This window comes from Desulfofundulus sp. (assembly GCF_049701015.1).
Lineage (GTDB): Bacteria > Bacillota > Desulfotomaculia > Desulfotomaculales > Desulfovirgulaceae > Desulfofundulus.
Map to the genome: position 1 here is coordinate 1 of NZ_JBNATZ010000318.1, position 2,491 is coordinate 2,491.

Annotated in this window: 2 protein-coding genes; both read right to left on the minus strand. The window is 62.9% G+C overall.

The genetic code is table 11. The features are described 5' to 3' along the window. The coding region (locus ACPLUI_RS13820; RefSeq protein WP_424660827.1) for a hypothetical protein at positions 1–430 on the minus strand (430 nt) is incomplete at its 3' end. 255 nt (positions 431–685) lie between these two features. Beyond that, on the minus strand, positions 686–2,491 hold a 1,806-nt coding region (locus ACPLUI_RS13825), incomplete at its 5' end, for a DEAD/DEAH box helicase (RefSeq protein ID WP_424660828.1).

A 2,491-nucleotide genomic window follows, 5' to 3' on the forward strand; every position in this document is an offset into this window, starting at 1 on the left:
GCTCGAGGTCGACCAGCCTCGCGGAGACGTACACCGGCGACCGGCACACGCGCACTGACGGCACCCCCGCCTCGTCCGTGCGGAAGACCCCCTCATCTGACAGGTACCACCCCGGCGGGACGACCAGCCCCTCGCCACCGGGCGCGCCCGGGCACCGGTCCAGCAGCGGCACCGCCGGCAGCCTCGACCGCTCCGCGTCCATTCTCTCCGCTGCCGCCCGCACCAGCCGGTCCAGCTTCCTCTCCGTCATCCCGGGCACGCTCAGGCCGTTCATGATCAAATACGCCTCCAGCTGCACCTTGAAGCTCTCGTACTCGCGCTCGGTCAGCGCGGCCAGCCTGCCCACGACGTCCGGCGTGAATACGTCCGCAAACTCCGCTCCGGGGTTCTCCCTGATCTTCCCGATCACTTCGCTCAGGAGCTCCTCCACTGAATTCCCCCTCCCCTCAATAAAAGAAAAGCACATTTTTTTGTAACGGGCCGCAAGAACCGCTCAGCCCAGGAATACCAGGGCTTCCGGGCGTTACAAAAGCGTTACACACAGATTTTCCCAGTCAGCCCCCAAAGACCCGCTAGCCCGGAAATATCAAGGCTTCCGGGCACTGCAAAAGCGTTACACACAGTTTCTTCCAGTCAACTGGAGAAAATCGAGGAACTCCGGCAGCCGCGCCCGCACTGCAAAACTCTATCTCGCTTCCCGGTGCTTCCGCACTCCTCTCGCGGCAAACAGCTGGCCGATCATGACAGAGGCTTCCCCCCTGGTCCTCGGTACCGGCAGCCCGTATTCCCGCAGCACGGCTATCTGCTTTTCCGTGGGTTCCAGTCCCCGCCACCCGGCGTTCTTATCCACCAGGATCATGCTTTCTTGCGCATTTTCTTTGATGTAGCTATCTGCTAAGTTTAAAGCCCAGTCCAAAGGCATCGGTTCCGGCGTGAGCTGCTGAATTGTGCCTTCTCGCCGTTCACACAGCGCTACCCAACCCGCACCCCGGCGCTTCAGGGACAGCTTCAGGTCGGGCAGCTGCAATACCCAAAGGTCGGGTGTCACCTGTACCCAGGCGAACCCGGTCATGTCGCCCAGGTCTTCCACCACCACGGCAGTTGCTTCCCCGTCTCCTTTGTCATGGCCGCCGGACATTTCCTTGCGCTCACCGGACTTAACGAAAACCACCGACGGGGCAAACCTGACCGTCCAGGCGAACTTCTCCGGCAGGCCGACCTCCGCGCCGATTTTCCCCGCCGCTACCCGGACCGCACTGTTGATCGCGTCCCAGGTCTCCGTCCCTTCCGCGAGTACGGCACGCAGGACCCCGGCCCGCCGCTCGTGTTCTTCCCCAATTTCCCGGCTGCAATATACAGGGAAATCGACAGCCAGGGTGAAATCCCCGGACTCCGTTTCGCCCACAGGATAGACACTCACCGGGACACCGGACTCGGCCAGGTCTCTCGCTTCCCCGGTCAGTACCTTCACTACCTCGCGCCACAGCGCCCTGGCCTGGTCCCTGGCGATTTCCTTGTCCGTCCTGCCGTCCGCCCCGCGCAGGTCGGTCAGCTGTACCAGCCGGTGCTTCCTGCTGATGTCCACCACGTCCAGCACCAGGCAGTCCTTCTTGCCCGGCGCTATCCTCGCCCCGCGCCCGACCATCTGGATGTACAGGGACCGGTTCTTCGTGGGCCGGGCCATGATGATGCACTGCACGGACGGGTCGTCAAACCCCTCGGTCAGGATGCCGTAGTTGGTGACCACCTGAATCTCGCCGCGCATGAATTTCTCAAGAACCTCGCGGCGGTCTTCGATGCCCATGTGGCAGGAGACTGCCGCCGCGGTTACCCCCTGCCTGTTGAACTCAGATGCCAGATCAGCGGCGTGTCCCACCGACGCGCAGAACGCCACCGCCTTCCGGCCTTCCCCGTGCTCGATGTACGCCCGCACGATTTCCCTGTTCCTGGGCACGGTGTTGACCGTCTCAGCCAGCTCGCCCTGCACGAAGTCGTCCGAACGGGCCTTTACGCCGTCCAGCTCGGTCTCCGTCCTGACCACCAGCCCCCTCAAAGGCACCAGGTACTTCCTGCGCACCAGGTCCCCGATGGACAGCTGGACGGCCACCTCATCGAATACTTCCCCCAGGCTTATCTTATCGGCCCGGGCGGGCGTAGCAGTGAAACCGAGCCTTACAGCATCAGGGAAAGCGTCCAGCACCCGCCGGTAGGTCCTCGCCACGGCGTGGTGGGACTCGTCCACGATGACCACTTCCACCGGCCCGGCATCTTTCTGCGCGTCCAGGAACATCTTCAGCCTGCTCACACGGGAAAGGGTCTGGACGCTGGCAACCGTGACCGTCTTGTGCAGCTCGTTCTCGGCGGCTTTGATTATGCCCACATCGGCCTCCGGCCAGACCAGCCTGAACTTTGCTACGGTCTGCCGCACTAACTTGTCCCGGTGGACCAAAACCAGCGTCCTCCTGCGCATCTCTTTAGCGAATTGCGCAAA